Below are 16030 nucleotides of genomic sequence, written 5' to 3' on the forward strand. Positions count from 1 at the left end.
TATTTGTGCCAACTCTGGTATAAAAGGGTGATACCACAGTGCTTTTCACACAAGGAAGAAAAATGCAGCTGCCTTCGTCACTGATTTCTGTCGCCGATGCTGCGGTTCAAAATGCCGAGCAAGAGGGATATTTTCAACAATGGCCAACCGAGATTGCAGAGCAATTTCGTTTTGTATCAGGCCTTAGCAAGTTTGTTACCGAAGCGATTCACCGTGATGAGAAACTTGCACAAGACTTGCCCACCATGCTGGCAGAAAGCAGTCGACAACAAGCGTATCGTGCACGCCTCGCGGATCTTTTAGCTGAATGCCAAGATGAAATGGTTGGCCATCGTGTGCTGCGTCAGTTCCGCAATCGCGAAATGGTCTATATTGCGTGGAAAGACTTCACTCATAGTTGGACACTAGAAGAGTCACTTGGTCATTTGTCTCAATTGGCCGAAGCGATGATCTTCGAAACTTACCAATGGCAATACAAGATTTGCTGCAACGAATGGGGCACGCCAACCAATGCCGAAGGTGAAGCGCAACCTATGCTGATCATCGGCATGGGTAAACTTGGCGGTGGCGAGCTGAATTTCTCTTCCGATATCGATCTGATTTTCACTTATCCAGAAAACGGTGAGACGCAAGGCGCGCGCCGCAGTATTGCCAATGCGCAGTTCTTTACCCGTTTAGGCCAACGCATCATTAAAGCGCTCGATCAACAAACCTTTGATGGCTTCTGTTACCGCGTGGACATGCGTTTGCGACCGTTTGGTGAAAGTGGCCCGTTGGTAATGAGTTATGCAGCTTTAGAGGATTACTATCAAGAACAAGGACGAGATTGGGAACGTTACGCGATGATTAAAGCGCGCGTGATGGGCAGCGAAATGTATCCGCAATATCAAGAGTTGCGCCAGATGCTGCGTCCGTTTGTTTTCCGCCGTTATATCGATTTCAGTGCGATCCAATCTCTGCGCCGTATGAAATCAATGATCAGCAGTGAAGTGCGCCGTCGTGGTTTGAGTAACAACATTAAGCTTGGTGCAGGTGGTATTCGTGAGATTGAGTTTATCGCTCAAGTGTTCCAGTTGATTCGTGGTGGTCGCGAGCCATCTCTACGTGGTCGTGGCCTGCTAGAAACCTTGAATGCCATTGGTGAGCTCGCTCAGCTGACTCAACCGGAAGTCGATAACCTTGAAGCGGCTTATAAATATCTACGTCAGCTAGAAAACCTACTACAAGCGATGGCCGATAAGCAAACTCAAACTTTGCCGGATTGTGAAGATGAGCAGCTAAAACTTGCTACTGCGATGCGTTTTGAATCTTGGGATGAATTGCTTGTTCAAACGCAGCAACATATGGCAAATGTACACAAGGTATTTGAAAGCTTAATCGGTGACGATGAAGAAGATGAAACAGAAGCGGTCGCTCGTCATTTCCATGAGTTATGGGATATGGCGACTAAGCAAGATGTGTTAGAAAATGTTCTGCAGCAGGATATCAAAGTGGATAACTCTGAAGAACTCGCAAAAACCATCATGCAGTTTAAAGCAGACTTAGCTAAGAAAACGCTTGGCCCTCGCGGTCGAGAAGTGTTGACTAAGTTAATGCCAAAAGTCTTCGATGCAGTATTTGCCCACCCAGATGCGCAATTTGGCTTACCGCGAGTGTTGCACTTACTGCATAACATCTGCACCCGTACTACTTACCTTGAATTGTTAGATGAACATCCGGCAGCGTTAGTGCAATTGGTTCGCCTTTGTACTGCAAGCCCGATGATTTCTGAGCAGTTATCGCGTTATCCAATACTGCTTGATGAGCTGATAGACCCACAGCATCTTTATAACCCAATCCCCCTAGACAGTTACCAAACTGAACTGCGAGATTTCCTTGCCCGTATCCCTGAAGATGATATGGAACAGCAGATGGAAGCGCTGCGTCAGTTTAAGCAAATTTGCATCCTCCGCATTGCGGCTGCCGATATTGCTGGCGTGTTGCCTGTAATGAAAGTAAGTGATCACTTAACCTACTTGGCTGAAGCGATTGTCGAAGCGGTAGTGAACCAAGCTTGGTTGCAAGTGTCTGAAAAATATGGTGAACCAACGCATGTAAAAGATCGTGAAGGTAAAGGCTTCGCTGTGATTGGTTATGGGAAAGTTGGCGGTTGGGAGCTGGGTTATAACTCGGACCTGGATATTGTATTTATGCACGATTGTCCTGTGAACGTGTATACCGATGGTAAGAAAGAGATTGATGGCCGCCAGTTCTATCTTCGTTTGGCACAACGCATCATTCATATTTTCTCAACCCGCACTGCATCAGGCATTCTGTACGAAGTGGATACTCGCTTACGTCCGTCTGGTGCTTCAGGTTTGTTGGTAAGCCCAACCGATGCGTTTGATGATTATCAACACCAAGATGCGTGGACATGGGAGCATCAGGCGTTAGTACGTGCTCGCATGATCTATGGTGATGAGCCATTAGCGATCGCCTTCCACAACACGCGTCATGATGTGTTGTGTAAACAGCGTGACGAAGACACTCTAAAGAAAGAAGTGGTCGATATGCGTGAGAAAATGCGTGACCACTTGGGTGGGAAAAAGTCCGGTCGCTTTATGCTTAAGCAAGATAACGGCGGCATTACCGATATTGAATTTCTCGCTCAATATCTAGTGCTCAACTACAGTCACAATAAGCCGAAGCTGATTCGCTGGTGCGATAACGTACGTATTTTTGAAACCTTGATAGCGCAAGGTGTCATGGAAGAAGATCAAGCGATGCAATTGACGCGCGCATACACATCAATGCGCGATGAGATTCATCGTCGCAACTTGCTCAATTTGGATGCCGATGTGGCGGAAGAGAAATTTGTTGCAGAACGAGAGTGGGTGAAGCAAGCATGGAATCAATGGTTTGCCTAAGCAGAAGTAGTGCACAAGGTTCAGCCTAGAAAAAGGCTGTGTTAAACTCACCACGATTTAATTTTTGGAGACCAATAATGAAACCAATTCTACCTGATTACAACAGTGCGGGTGTGCTGATCATCGGCGATGTCATGTTGGATCGTTACTGGCATGGCCCAACTGGACGCATCTCCCCTGAAGCGCCAGTACCTGTTGTTAAAGTAGAAAACAATGAAGAGCGTCCGGGTGGTGCTGCGAACGTCGCAATGAATATCGCTTCACTCGGCGGTCATGCTCACATTGTTGGTCTAACAGGCATGGATGAGCCAGCGAAAGTACTGACGGAAACGCTGAACTCGCTCAAAGTAAAATGCGATTTCGTGGCATTGCCTGAATATCCAACCATTACGAAGCTACGTGTGATGAGTCGTGGCCAGCAGTTGATTCGCCTTGATTTCGAAGACAAGTTTGAAAATACCGATCCAGAGCCAGTGTTGTCTCGCATGGAAACCGCATTGCCAGCAGTGAAAGCAGTGATCATGTCTGATTATGCGAAAGGGTCTTTGGAGCACGTTCAGGCATACATCCAAAAAGCACGTGCAGCAAATATTCCTGTATTCATCGATCCGAAAGGTGCGGACTTTGAGCGTTACCGTGGCGCAACACTACTAACGCCAAACATGAAAGAGTTTGAAGACGTAGTCGGTAAAGTGAAGTCTGAGCAAGAGTTAGTAGAAAAAGCACTAGCACTGGTTGAAGAATTCGACTTTGAAGCACTATTGGTAACACGCAGCGAAAATGGCATGACACTTATTCGTCGTGGTCAAGAGCCGTTCCATTTACCTACTCAAGCGAAAGAAGTGTACGACGTGACAGGTGCGGGCGATACGGTTATCTCTGTATTGGCAGCATCGGTAGCGGCGGGTAAATCATTTGAAGAGGCATGTGCACTAGCCAATGCAGCAGCAGGTGTTGTGGTTGGCAAGCTAGGTACATCAACCCTATCTGAGATTGAATTGGCGGAAGCGATTCATGGTAGTCAAGATACCGACTACGGTGTGACTTCAGAGCAAGCACTGATCGAAGCTGTGAAGAAAGCACGCGCGAAAGGTGAGAAGGTGGTGATGACCAATGGCTGTTTCGACATCCTACACGCCGGTCATGTGTCTTACTTAAACCATGCTGCTGAGCTTGGCGATCGCCTTATCGTTGCGGTCAACACTGACGATTCCGTTAAGCGCCTAAAAGGCCCTGGTCGCCCAGTAAATCCGACAGACCGTCGTATGGCAGTATTGGCAGGTCTAGGTGCAGTTGATTGGGTTGTACCTTTCAGTGAAGACACGCCTCAGCGTTTGATTTCTGAAGTGTTGCCAAGCTTGCTAGTGAAAGGCGGTGACTACAAACCAGAAGAGATTGCTGGTGGTAAAGAAGTGATTGCCGCAGGCGGTGAAGTTCGCGTACTGAACTTCGAAGATGGTTGCTCAACCAGCGAAATCATTAACGCAATCAAAGGTGGTAAGGGGTAATACCTTTACAGCCAAACTGGCTACTACAAACTAATTACTAAAGGTCGCTTTCGAGCGACCTTTGTTGTTTTTGGAGGAGTGAATGTAACCACAAACGCATTCCAGTCCTCCCCCTTTTCAAGGGAGTTAGAGGGGCTTAATGCTCGATCTGATTGAAAACCAGTGTCGTCAATTAGATCGAGAAGCACCCCCTCCCTAACCCTCCCCTTAGAAAGGGGAGGGGAGCTTAAGCGCACTTGGCTTGGTTACTTACCCCAACAAAAAAAACGCCAGTTGAAAAATCAACTGGCGTTTTGTGTGTTACTTAGATATCGATGCTTATTTTGCTGGCTTCAGGCCTGCATCAACATCTAGGACATCTTGCTCGCTTAGTGTACCAACCGCTTGACGCAATTGAAGTACGCTTAAGATGTAATCGTAACGAGCATTAGATAGGTTTTTGTTGGCATCATATAGACGACGAGTTGAGTCTAGAACGTCTACGATGGTACGAGTACCTACATCAAAACCTGCCTCAGTCGCTTCTAGCGCAGATTTCGCAGAAACAACAGATTGCTCATAAGCTTTTAACGCACCAATTGAAGCGTTAATGTTGTTGTTTTGCGCACGAACATCTTTTACTACGCTGCGGTATTCTTTTTCTAAATCTTCACTTGCTGCAACGTATGCGAATTCAGCTTGTTTAGTTTTAGAAGTAATGTTGCCACCAGTGTATAGAGGCACAGCTAGGTTAACGCCGATGTTAAAGCCATCAGTGGTGTTGTCGTTAATACTTTCTGCTTGGTCAGAATAGTTGTAACCACCATCTAGCGATAGCGTTGGCAAGTGGCCAGAACTTGCTAGAGAGATGTTATCGCGAGCAATATCTTGTGAGATACGTGCAGACAATAGGCTCAAATTTTCAGTTTTTGCTTGGTCAAGCAAAGCTTCTGCAGTGGCGCTCGATGGGCTTGCTGAGAAACGCGCAGTATCAAGAATATTCAGGTTTTTATGTTCTTGACCAGTGATCTCACGAAGAGACTCATAGCTGTTGATCAGTGAGTTTTCTGCCAACACTTCATCAGCTAGTACTGCATCGTATTGAGCTTGCGCATCGTGTACGTCAGTAATTGCTGATAGACCTACTTCAAAGCGTTGCTTTGTTTGTTCTAGCTGACGGCCAACGGCTGCTTTTTCTGCGCGAACAAAAACTAGGTTATCTTGTGCTCGTAGCACTTCAAAGTATGCTTGAGAGACACGTAGGATTAAGCCTTGTTGTGTTGCCGCGTAAGATGCATCTGATTTACGCGCGGTTTTTTCAGCGGTATCTAATGTGATCCAAGACGCTCGGTTGTAAAGCTCTTGAGAGAAGCCAACGCCTGCAGATAGAACATTTTTATCATTTGAGATACTGCTGCCTGCGTCAGGATCAGTATCACCACGAGTTAGGTTGTATCCTGCGGTCAAGTTAATTTGAGGTAGTAGGGCACTGCGGCTAGAGTTGATTGCTTCAAAAGCAGCGTCGCGCTGTGCTGCAACACTTAGTAGTTGAGGATCATTTTGTTTTGCTAAATCGTAGATTTCTGCAAGAGAGTCTGCCAATGCAGATGTACTCATACTACCTAGCGCTGCACTGATAAAAAGTGGAAGCAGTTTTTTCATTTTCTATTCCCGCGGTCAATAGATTGGTTAATTCTCAGTAGTTTAACTCAATTTGAACGATATTTACTCTAAACTTTGCACTTTTTTACACTTAATTATCCACTCGTGCAATAAATTTTTGGGGTTTGCTTAAAATTATTTATAACTATTATATAAAAAGTTGAGCAATGTCCTTTGAGCAAGCTCAGAACAATGAGTAAACTACACGATTCACTCAAAGAGGTGTTGAATGCAACAGTGTGACAAGCAACAGAATGATTTTACTCCACAGGATGTGGAAATAATCTCAAAAGAAACCGTATTTAAAGGCTTCTTTAAAATGGTGAAATACCGTTTTAAGCATAGGTTGTTTGCTGGTGGATGGAGTGACGTTGTTGAACGAGAAATGTTCGAGCGTGGTCATGCTGCTGCTATGCTCCCGTATGATCCTGTGACTGATCAGGTTGTGATCATTGAACAGATCAGAGTGGGAGCGTTGGAACATTCACACCCATGGCAGTACGAAATTGTCGCTGGCATGATTGATCGCGATGAATCTGCTGAAGAGGTGATTCGTCGAGAAGCGGAAGAAGAAGCGGGTATTCAAGTCGAACGTGTGGCTTCGGTAACCTCTTATTATCCTTCTTCTGGCGGTTGTTCTGAAAAGCTGGATGTATTCATTGGCGAAGTGGATGCAACTAAAGCGCATGGCATTCATGGTTTAGACTATGAGAATGAAGATATTCGAGTCCATGTCCTTAGTCGTGAAACCGCGTATCAATGGGTGAAAGACGGTAAATTCGAGAATGGTGCATCTATCATTGCATTGCAATGGCTGCAATTGAACCATGAGGAACTGACGTCACAATGGGGAGTTCCCCCTACGGTGGAGAATGAGTAATGGCACAAGTAGCTGAAAAACGACGATATCATGTCGACTTAGCGGGTCTAATGAGAACATATGAGACCAACTACGCTAAGCTGAACGCGTTACTGCCTGCCTCTGCCGAAGTTGGTGATGTTCGCTGCTATCAAGCTGCGAGTATGGTCTACCAATTGACCGTGAATGAAATCACAAAATACACCACAGTTGTTGAGATATGTCAGAGTGATGAAACACCAGTGTTTCCTTTACCGACGATGTCTGTCAGGCTTTATCATGATGCGAGAGTTGCTGAAGTATGTTCAGGTGGAGAATTTTCTCGCATTAAAGCTAAATATGATTATCCCAACGACCAGTTGATGCAAAGAGATGAAAAGCATCAGCTCAATACATTCCTTGGTGAATGGCTGACGTTCTGTTTACGAAGTGGTATTAGTAGAACACCACTTGCCTTCAATTGATTGTCAGCTCATTAAGGGAAAACAACAAAGAACTATAGTGGACGAATCAGGTTTTCATTTTGCAATTATCTAGTGACAGTATAAAGCTATTACAAATCACGGATACTCATCTGTTTGCTGCAGATGAGGGCAGCTTGCTGAGCGTAAGAACTGCCGACAGCTTCTCTGCCGTGGTGCAAGAGATTCTCCATCGTCAGGTGCAGTTTGACTACATATTAGCAACTGGTGATATTTCGCAAGATCATAGTGCCGAATCTTATCAGCGTTTTGCTGAAGGTATCGCACCGTTGGAAAAAGATTGTTTCTGGCTTCCTGGTAATCATGATTACAAGCCCAACATGGGCAGTGTTCTGCCATCTCCTCAAATTCAATCTGTTGAGCATCTTATGCTCGGTGAGCACTGGCAGTTGATTCTTTTGGATTCTCAGGTCGTTGGTGTACCCCATGGGCGATTAAGCGATCAACAGCTGACACTACTTGAGGAAAAGCTCGCAGAAAATCCACAGCGACATACTTTGGTCCTTTTGCACCACCATCCTCTATTGGTTGGCAGTGCCTGGTTAGATCAGCATACATTGAAAGATGCGGAAGCGTTTTGGCAAGTTGTGAATCGTTTTTCGAACGTAAAAGGCATTTTATGCGGCCATGTCCACCAAGATATGAACGTTTTGGATAATGGCATCCGTGTGATGGCTACGCCATCAACTTGCGTGCAGTTCAAACCAGATTCCGATGACTTTGCACTTGATACTGAGTCACCAGGTTGGCGAGAACTTGAGTTGCACAGTAATGGTGACATTACGACGGAGGTCAACCGTTTACCAGATGGCCAATTTCAGCCGGACTTTACCTCAAACGGCTACTAATCATTATCATGCCCGAACCTTATGTTCGGGCTTACTTTTTTAACGTGAGGCGATCATGAGCAAACCTTCTTTGCTGCTTTATATCCATGGCTTTAACAGCTCGCCGCTTTCCATGAAAGCGAATGTAATGAAAGCGTTCTGTGAACAGCAGCGACCGGATATTAAGGTTATCGTGCCTCAGCTACCGTGTTTCCCTCAACTTGCGGCTCAATACTTACTAGATATCGTTGAGCAGCATCAAGACGACTATAACATTGGTCTCGTTGGTAGCTCATTAGGTGGTTACATGTCGACTTGGTTGAATGCAAAATTTGGCTTTCGAGCTGTGGTTGTAAACCCAGCGGTTAAGCCTTATGAATTGCTGGTGGATTACCTTGGTGAGCAAACCAACCCGTATACGCACGAAACCTATACACTTGAAGCTTGTCATATTGACGAGCTAAAAGCACTTGATGTACAAAGCATCGCGTCGCCTGAGTCTTTTTGGTTGTTACAGCAAACGGAAGACGAGGTATTGGACTATCGCCAGGCCGTAGAAAAGTTTGCGCAAGCGAGACAAACGGTAGAAGAAGGCGGTGATCACAGTTTTATCGGCTTTGAGCGTTATCCTGCTCAAATCATTGAGTTCTTAAAACTGTAATACTAACGAGACGATTGGAATAGGCTCATAGTTTTCATTGCTATATCCAACCGTTTCTTGACATAGTTGGCATGCTTTCCGACTATGTTTTGCCAAAAAGAACTTAAGGGTATGAAGCCCTGACTACTTTGTTATGCATAACCTTGCCAATGCTAAGGGGGCAGACGGGGTAGCTTTTTCGTTTTTCGAATATGGTTCGCATCATTGCGAAGCTCGGGAAACAAGTAAACTTTGAGAACAATTCCGTAATATGACTGAACAATATAATGCTGGTGCCATTGAAGTACTGAATGGCTTAGAGCCAGTACGTCGCCGACCAGGGATGTATACGGATACAGCGCGCCCAAACCACTTGGGCCAAGAAGTTATCGATAACAGTGTCGATGAAGCGCTTGCCGGACATGCCTCAAAAGTACAAGTCATCCTACATGCTGACCAATCATTAGAAGTGATCGATGATGGTCGAGGCATGCCTGTTGATATACACCCAGAAGAAAAGGTATCAGGCGTTGAGCTGATCCTATGTAAGCTTCATGCGGGTGGTAAATTCTCCAACAAGAACTATCAATTCTCTGGTGGTTTGCATGGTGTAGGTATCTCTGTAGTAAACGCGCTATCAAAGCGTGTTGAAGTGACGGTTCGTCGTGACGGTCAAATTTATGAGATTGCTTTCGAGCATGGTGACAAGGTTTCTGACCTCACTGTCACAGGTACATGCGGTCGTCGTAACCGTGGTACCAGCGTGCATTTCTGGCCAGATGCAAAGTACTTTGATTCCGCAAACTTCTCTGTTACGCGTCTGGTGAACAACCTACGTGCGAAAGCAGTACTTTGCCCGGGGCTAGAGATTACGTTTACCGATAAAGTAAACAACAAAGACTACAAATGGCACTACGAAGATGGTCTTAAAGACTATCTAGCGGAAGGTGTGAAAGGTTATCCAGTTCTACCTGAAGAACCATTTACTGGTGAGTTCTCAGCAGAAACTGAAGCGGCAAACTGGGCGGTAATCTGGCAGCCGGAAGGCGGCGAGATGATCACGGAAAGTTACGTGAACCTTATCCCTACCGCTCAAGGTGGTACACATGTTAACGGTCTACGCCAAGGTTTGCTTGATGCGATGCGTGAGTTCTGTGAATTCCGCAATTTGTTACCTCGTGGTGTGAAGCTAACTGGTGATGACGTTTTCGACCGCTGTTCTTACGTCCTGTCAGTCAAGATCCAAGACCCGCAATTTGCCGGTCAAACCAAAGAGCGTTTGTCTTCTCGTCAAACGGCTGCCTTTGTCTCTGGTGTAGTAAAAGATGCATTCAGCCTATGGTTGAACGAAAAGCCACAACTGGCTGAGCAGTTAGCGGAAGTGTGTATAGCGAATGCCCACCGCCGTATGCGTGCTAGTAAAAAGGTTGTGCGTAAGAAGGTTGCATCAGGTCCTGCTCTACCAGGCAAACTGACAGACTGTTCTGTGCAAGACCTCAACCGCACCGAAATCTTCTTCGTGGAGGGTGACTCGGCGGGCGGTTCTGCTAAACAAGCACGTGATCGTGAGTTCCAAGCGGTAATGCCACTGCGCGGTAAGATCCTAAACACGTGGGAAGTCTCTGCAGACCAAGTGCTTGCATCTCAAGAAGTGCACGATATCTCAGTTGCTCTGGGCATTGACCCAGACAGCGACAACCTAGACAGCCTTCGTTACGGTAAAATCTGTATCCTTGCCGATGCGGACTCGGACGGTTTGCACATCGCAACGCTGTTATGCGCGCTGTTCACTCGTCACTTCCGTGCGCTGGTTGAAGCTGGTCATATCTACGTGGCGATGCCGCCTCTATACCGTATCGACTGTGGCAAAGAAGTATTCTATGCCTTAGACGATGACGAAAAAGATGGTGTATTAGAGCGCTTGTCTAAGAAGAAAGCCAAAATCAACGTGCAACGATTCAAAGGTTTGGGTGAGATGAACCCACTTCAGTTGCGCGAAACGACCATGGATCCAAATACGCGTCGCTTGGTTCAGCTAACCATCGATGACTCGGCGGCGACCATGGAAATGATGGACATGCTGCTTGGTAAGAAACGAGCAGATGATCGTCGTTCTTGGCTGCAAAACAACGGCGATATGGCAGAGGTTTAACGGATGTCTACAGAAATTACTTACGATGGCGTTGAACAGTTGCCAATGCGCAAGTTCACCGAAGACGCTTATCTGAACTACTCGATGTACGTGATCATGGACCGCGCATTGCCATACATTGGCGATGGTCTGAAACCGGTTCAACGACGCATCATTTACGCAATGTCGGAGCTTGGTCTTTCGGCATCAGCAAAATACAAAAAATCCGCACGTACCGTTGGTGACGTGTTGGGTAAATACCACCCGCACGGTGACTCTGCATGTTACGAAGCGATGGTATTGATGGCGCAGCCATTCTCTTACCGTTACCCATTGGTTGACGGTCAAGGTAACTGGGGTGCGCCAGATGACCCGAAATCATTCGCAGCAATGCGTTATACCGAAGCAAAACTGTCTAAGTTTGCCGAAGTACTGTTAGGCGAATTAGGTCAGGGTACAGTTGAATGGCAACCTAACTTTGATGGCACGATGAAAGAGCCACAAATGTTGCCAGCACGTCTGCCTCATATCCTGCTAAACGGTGTTACTGGTATCGCGGTTGGTATGGCGACAGATATTCCGCCTCACAACGTTCGTGAAGTGGCGGATGCAACCATCCATTTGATCGACAACCCGAAAGCGGAACTGCCAGATGTGATGCAGTTCGTTAAAGGCCCAGACTACCCGACAGAAGCAGAAATCATTTCGCCGCAAGCGGATATCGAGAAGATTTACCGTAACGGTCGCGGCAGCATCAAGATGCGCGCGGTATGGCACAAAGAAGGCTCAGATATCGTTATCACTTCTCTGCCACACCAAGTATCAGGTGCGAAACTGCTTGAGCAAATCGCAAACCAAATGCGCGCTAAGAAGCTGCCAATGGTTGACGACCTTCGCGATGAATCGGATCACGAGAACCCAACGCGTATCGTTGTGGTTCCAAAGTCAAACCGCGTAGATTGCGATCTGTTGATGAACCACCTGTTCGCTTCAACGGATCTTGAGCGCAGCTACCGTGTTAACTTGAACATGATTGGTTTGGATAACCGTCCTCAAGTTAAAGGTCTGGTACAAATTCTGTCTGAGTGGATCGAGTTCCGTCGTACGACTGTACGTCGCCGTCTACAACACCGCCTAGACAAAGTTATGGCTCGTCTACACATCTTGGAAGGTTTGTTGGTTGCTTACCTCAACCTAGATGAAGTGATTGAGATCATTCGTACTGAAGACGATCCAAAAGCTGTGCTGATGGAACGCTTTGGCATTACCGATATCCAAGCGGATGCAATTCTAGATACCAAACTTCGTCACCTAGCCAAACTAGAAGAGATGAAGATCCGTGGTGAGCAAGACGAGCTAGAGAAAGAGCGTGAGAAGCTAGAACAGCTGCTAGGTTCTGAACGTCGTTTAAACACACTACTGAAGAAAGAAATCAAAGCAGATGCTGAGAAGTACGGCGATGATCGTCGTTCTCCAATGGTTGAACGTGCAGAAGCAAAAGCGCTGACTGAACGCGACCTAGTACCAAGTGAGCCAATCACGGTTGTGCTTTCTGAGAAAGGTTGGATTCGTCACGCGAAAGGTCACGATGTGGATGCAGAAGGCTTGAGCTACAAGTCTGGTGACCAATACTTAGCGCATGCGCGCGGTAAGAGTAATCAGCAAGCGGTGTTCTTTGGCAGTGATGGTCGAAGTTACTCACTTGAGTCGCATTCACTACCGTCAGCACGAAGCCAAGGTGAACCGATTACTGGTCGCTTGAATATCACTGCGGGCAGCAATATTCGCCAAGTGATCATGGGTGAAGAAGAGCAATTATGGCTTGTGGGTTCTGATGCAGGTTACGGCTTTGTATGTAAAGGCTCAGATTTGCTATCGAAGAACCGCAGCGGTAAAGCATTGGTGACTCTACCTGCGAACTCTGAGGTGATGACACCGAAGACAATTGCAGATTTGGATTCAGATGAAATTCTCGCGATTACCAACCTAGGTCGCATGTTGTTGTTCCCAATTAAAGACCTACCGCAATTAGCGAAAGGTAAGGGTAACAAGATCATCAACATTCCAGCGGCGAAGGCGAAAGAGCGTGAAGAGGTGCTTTCTCACTTGATGGCTCTGCCACAAGGCGCGTCTCTAACCTTGTATGCTGGTAAGCGTAAACTAGGCTTGAAACCTGCTGATCTTGAGAACTTCCGTGGTGAACGCGGACGTCGAGGCAGCTTGCTACCACGAGGTTTGCAGCGCGTTACTCGAATTGAAATCGAAATGGGTGGAAACTCAGAGGTTTCAGAAGAGTCGAGCGCTAGCGAATAACGCACAAACAAAAATCCCAGCCAATGGCTGGGATTTTTTATGCTTCTTGTTTGTCTTCGGCGATGGTGACTTTTAAGTTCATTTCTTTACCCTTGCGGATAATGCCGACATCAACGGATGTACCAGGGCGCAGGTCAGTGACGATATCCATCACGCTTTGGCGTCCTTGAACCTTAGTGCCGTTAATGCTGATGATGATGTCTTGTTTCTCAAAACCAGCAGCACTTGCCGGACCATCTGGATCGATCCCTAATACGACAATACCGCCGATGTGCTCATTCCCCAGTAAGCGAGCCGTCACAGCATTAATATCTTGTCCATCAATGCCAATATAGCCACGGATCACACGACCATCTGCGATGATCTTCTGCATGATCTTGTTTGCTAGAGGGGCTGGAATTGCAAAGGAGATACCGTAGGTTTCAAGATCGGTCGCTTGCTGGAAAGAAGCGGTATTGATGCCAACCAGTTCTCCCTGAGTGTTGACCAAAGCGCCACCGGAGTTACCCTCGTTGATTGCCGCGTCGGTTTGGATAAAGGCTTGGCGACCATCACTGATCGATGAACGACCTGTTGCTGAAATAATGCCGAAGGTAGTGGTTTGGCCTAAGTTGTAAGGGTTGCCAATTGCTAGGACGACATCACCAACTTGAGGCTGATATTCTGGGTTGAGTGGTATGACTGGGAGGTTGGAACCTTCGACACGCAAGATTGCAATGTCTGTACGTTTGTCTGTTCCAACCAATTGGGCTGCAGCAGCACGGCCATCTTGTAATGCGACTACGATTTGATCGGCTTGAGCGACGACATGGTAGTTAGTAATAATGTAGCCTTTCTCACTGACGATAACGCCAGAACCTAAGCCTTGAGTCGAAAGTTTACTGCGATCGTTTTCCACATACTTGCGGCTGTAGATATTGACCACAGCAGGGGCTGCTTTTCTGACGGCCTGATTAAAAGAGACTTCCAGTGACTTAATATTACTTGGCTGAACGTCAAGAGCCTCTGGGATGATATTGCTACGCAAAGAAGGTACGGCCAATAGAACAACCGCCGCAGTCGCGAGACCTAAAAAAACAGAACGTAACAAAAAGTTCAGCATACCCACTCCATGCTTTGTAGAACAACTCAAATTAGAGACAAGAAGAATAGCATTACATTGAAAAATAACAAAAGGGCAGTATGTAAACATACTGCCCTTTATAGACGCTACTCAAAGGATTAGCGGATAACGAGGTAAATAGTACGATCTCCTCGTTGAATGTTCAGAGCCAATACCCCTTTATGTTTCTCGGTAATTGAGCGCAGTTCAGCTAAATTCTTCACTCTTTGACGGTTTACACCAATAATGATGTCATCTTTTTGCAGCTGGTATTGAGCTGCCGGTGAGTTTTCAACTACGTTAGTAACTTTGACACCTTGAATGCTATCACTTGGTGTGGTGTTACCTAATTCTGCGCCTTTAAGGCCATCGTGTAAGGTCTCAGCCTTGGCTTTGATATTGGTGGACTCTCCCAACGTCACGTCGAAGTCCTTTTTCTTACCATCGCGGATAACGCCAAGTGTTATCTCTTTCCCGGCCCCTAAGGTGGCTACTTTTGCTCGTAACTCAGAGAAGGTATCAATCGACTTTCCGTTGACGGAAACAATCACGTCTCCCGCTTTTAGCCCAGCTTTATCTGCGGCACTGTCTGGCACAACTTGGCTAACAAAAGCACCTTTACTTGACTCATAGCCCAGAGCTTCTGCAAGTTCAGAAGTAACTTCGCCACCTTGAACGCCCAACATACCGCGTTTCACTTCGCCAAACTCTAAAATCTGGTCAGTAAGGTTTTTCATCATATTCGATGGGATAGCAAAGCCAATGCCGACATTGCCACCATTTGGACCAAGAATAGCAGTGTTGATACCGATCAGCTCACCGTTAAGGTTAACCAAAGCACCGCCTGAGTTACCGCTGTTGATGGCCGCATCGGTTTGAATGAAGTTTTCGAAGTTTTCGACATTCAATCCGCTTCGTCCCAAAGCTGATACGATGCCGGAAGTGACGGTTTGACCTAGCCCAAATGGGTTGCCAATCGCAACGCTAAAGTCTCCGACACGGAGCTTGTCTGAGTCTGCAATTTTTATCTGGGTAAGGTTTTTTGCCGTCTCAAGTTTTAGCAATGCAATATCTGACATCTCGTCACCGCCAATGAGTTTTGCATCGTATTCTCGGCCGTCATATAGACGTACTCTTATGTCGTCTGCCCCTTTAATGACATGGTAGTTGGTGACGATCTGTCCTTTTTGGGCATCAATGATGACGCCAGAACCTAAACCTCGGAAAGGGCGTTCTCTGGTTTGCTCTGTTGGAAATTCAGGACCGAAGAAGAACTGAAACTGCTCTGGTATACGACTGGTTTGAACCTGCTTGCCTTCCACGGCAATACTGACGACTGCCGGAGTCACTTTCTCCAACATTGGCGCAAGGCTAGGTAATTGCTCACCATCAACACTCAATGGAAGTGCAGCGGTAGCGGTAATTGGTGTGATGATTGAACTCAAGCTTAAAGATAGAACGGTTAGCGCAAGCAAAGGTTTTTTCATCCAATAACTCCTCTGTTTAACAGGTCTGCCAAAAGAAATATCTTCATCAAATCCATTATGGGGATTGGTGTTGATAGTCAAAAGGGGCCGGCAGGTTGTTATGGAGTTTAGAACATTGATGTTGGAAAAAAGTT

The 16030-nt window shown here is 46.4% G+C and carries 11 protein-coding genes; 8 read left to right on the forward strand and 3 right to left on the reverse strand.

All coding sequences use genetic code 11. The features are described 5' to 3' along the window. Nucleotides 1-62 precede the first annotated feature (62 nt). Nucleotides 63-2906: a bifunctional [glutamate--ammonia ligase]-adenylyl-L-tyrosine phosphorylase/[glutamate--ammonia-ligase] adenylyltransferase gene (gene glnE / locus J4N37_RS01870; protein WP_252041561.1), complete on the forward strand. Its 2844-nt coding sequence runs from the start codon at nucleotides 63-65 to the stop codon at nucleotides 2904-2906. 77 nt (nucleotides 2907-2983) lie between these two features. Next, nucleotides 2984-4414, forward strand: a complete 1431-nt coding sequence (gene hldE, locus J4N37_RS01875; RefSeq protein WP_252041563.1) for a bifunctional D-glycero-beta-D-manno-heptose-7-phosphate kinase/D-glycero-beta-D-manno-heptose 1-phosphate adenylyltransferase HldE — start codon at nucleotides 2984-2986, stop codon at nucleotides 4412-4414. A 318-nt stretch (nucleotides 4415-4732) separates the two neighbouring features. Here the strand turns inward: hldE and tolC are convergent, their stop codons facing one another. Continuing rightward, a complete protein-coding gene (gene tolC, locus J4N37_RS01880) occupies nucleotides 4733-6055 on the reverse strand; it encodes an outer membrane channel protein TolC (protein WP_171358082.1) in 1323 nt (440 codons plus the stop codon). Nucleotides 6056-6284: 229 nt separating this feature from the next. Here tolC and nudF point away from each other — a divergent pair, with 229 nt between their 5' ends. The 6 genes from nudF (at nucleotide 6285) to parC (ending at nucleotide 13307) form a co-directional block, all read left to right on the forward strand. Next, nucleotides 6285-6935 (forward strand): ADP-ribose diphosphatase, encoded by a 651-nt coding sequence (nudF, locus tag J4N37_RS01885; RefSeq protein ID WP_171305148.1) that lies wholly within the window; start codon nucleotides 6285-6287, stop codon nucleotides 6933-6935. Next, nucleotides 6935-7378: a DUF1249 family protein gene (locus J4N37_RS01890; RefSeq protein ID WP_010445813.1), complete on the forward strand. Its 444-nt coding sequence runs from the start codon at nucleotides 6935-6937 to the stop codon at nucleotides 7376-7378. The genes nudF and J4N37_RS01890 overlap by 1 nt, the downstream gene beginning before the upstream one ends. A 59-nt stretch (nucleotides 7379-7437) precedes the next feature. Further along, nucleotides 7438-8244 (forward strand): 3',5'-cyclic-AMP phosphodiesterase, encoded by an 807-nt coding sequence (gene cpdA / locus J4N37_RS01895; protein ID WP_038884174.1) that lies wholly within the window; start codon nucleotides 7438-7440, stop codon nucleotides 8242-8244. A gap of 55 nt (nucleotides 8245-8299) precedes the next feature. After that, entirely contained in the window at nucleotides 8300-8884 is a 585-nt protein-coding gene (yqiA, locus tag J4N37_RS01900) for an esterase YqiA (protein WP_045386516.1), read from the forward strand. Nucleotides 8885-9134: 250 nt separating this feature from the next. Then, nucleotides 9135-11015, forward strand: coding sequence for a DNA topoisomerase IV subunit B (gene parE, locus J4N37_RS01905; protein WP_005447744.1), 1881 nt, complete (start codon nucleotides 9135-9137; stop codon nucleotides 11013-11015). Between the two features lie 3 nt (nucleotides 11016-11018). Next, nucleotides 11019-13307 (forward strand): DNA topoisomerase IV subunit A, encoded by a 2289-nt coding sequence (parC, locus tag J4N37_RS01910; RefSeq protein WP_252041564.1) that lies wholly within the window; start codon nucleotides 11019-11021, stop codon nucleotides 13305-13307. 37 nt (nucleotides 13308-13344) lie between these two features. Here parC and degS read toward each other — a convergent pair whose 3' ends face one another. Together degS and J4N37_RS01920 are read right to left on the reverse strand one after the other, a co-directional pair. After that, a complete protein-coding gene (gene degS, locus J4N37_RS01915) occupies nucleotides 13345-14409 on the reverse strand; it encodes an outer membrane-stress sensor serine endopeptidase DegS (RefSeq protein WP_010445823.1) in 1065 nt (354 codons plus the stop codon). A gap of 119 nt (nucleotides 14410-14528) precedes the next feature. Continuing rightward, nucleotides 14529-15896 carry a Do family serine endopeptidase gene (locus J4N37_RS01920; protein ID WP_045386521.1) on the reverse strand — a complete coding sequence of 456 codons (1368 nt, stop codon included), beginning with the start codon at nucleotides 15894-15896 and terminating at the stop codon, nucleotides 14529-14531. Nucleotides 15897-16030 lie beyond the last annotated feature (134 nt).

Origin of the sequence: Vibrio sp. SCSIO 43153, from assembly GCF_023716625.1 — a bacterium.
Taxonomy (GTDB): domain Bacteria; phylum Pseudomonadota; class Gammaproteobacteria; order Enterobacterales; family Vibrionaceae; genus Vibrio; species Vibrio rotiferianus.

Excerpts from the sequence above, each read along its gene's own strand:
- glnE (WP_252041561.1), top strand. The coding sequence starts at position 63 with ATGCAGCTGCCTTCGTCACTGATTTCTGTCGCCGATGCTGCGGTTCAA.
- hldE (WP_252041563.1), top strand. The coding sequence starts at position 2,984 with ATGAAACCAATTCTACCTGATTACAACAGTGCGGGTGTGCTGATCATC.
- tolC (WP_171358082.1), bottom strand. The coding sequence starts at position 6,055 with ATGAAAAAACTGCTTCCACTTTTTATCAGTGCAGCGCTAGGTAGTATG.
- nudF (WP_171305148.1), top strand. The coding sequence starts at position 6,285 with ATGCAACAGTGTGACAAGCAACAGAATGATTTTACTCCACAGGATGTG.
- J4N37_RS01890 (WP_010445813.1), top strand. The coding sequence starts at position 6,935 with ATGGCACAAGTAGCTGAAAAACGACGATATCATGTCGACTTAGCGGGT.
- yqiA (WP_045386516.1), top strand. The coding sequence starts at position 8,300 with ATGAGCAAACCTTCTTTGCTGCTTTATATCCATGGCTTTAACAGCTCG.
- parE (WP_005447744.1), top strand. The coding sequence starts at position 9,135 with ATGACTGAACAATATAATGCTGGTGCCATTGAAGTACTGAATGGCTTA.
- parC (WP_252041564.1), top strand. The coding sequence starts at position 11,019 with ATGTCTACAGAAATTACTTACGATGGCGTTGAACAGTTGCCAATGCGC.
- degS (WP_010445823.1), bottom strand. The coding sequence starts at position 14,409 with ATGCTGAACTTTTTGTTACGTTCTGTTTTTTTAGGTCTCGCGACTGCG.
- J4N37_RS01920 (WP_045386521.1), bottom strand. The coding sequence starts at position 15,896 with ATGAAAAAACCTTTGCTTGCGCTAACCGTTCTATCTTTAAGCTTGAGT.